Raw genomic sequence first — 234 nt, 5'->3', positions numbered from 1 at the left:
CGCGTGATGAAACCCATGAACTGGACGCCTGTGTGATGGATGGTAACACCCTGAAAGCCGGTGCGGTGGCGGGCGTTAGTCATCTGCGTAATCCGGTTCTTGCCGCCCGGCTGGTGATGGAGCAAAGCCCGCATGTGATGATGATTGGCGAAGGGGCAGAAAATTTTGCGTTTGCTCGTGGCATGGAGCGCGTCTCGCCGGAGATTTTCTCCACGCCTTTGCGTTATGAACAAC

The 234-nt window shown here is 56.4% G+C and carries 1 protein-coding gene; it reads left to right on the top strand.

What is annotated here, in order from left to right; genetic code table 11:
- The coding region (locus tag FN960_RS24790) for an isoaspartyl peptidase/L-asparaginase (protein ID WP_185971175.1) at positions 1-234 on the top strand (234 nt) is incomplete at both ends.

It is taken from the genome of Alkalicoccobacillus porphyridii (assembly GCF_007293315.1).
In the GTDB taxonomy this organism is placed as follows: Bacteria; Bacillota; Bacilli; order Bacillales; family Bacillaceae_D; genus Alkalicoccobacillus; species Alkalicoccobacillus porphyridii.
Note: the sequence above shows the minus strand (reverse complement) of the source record. Positions and strands in the feature narration are given on the sequence as shown.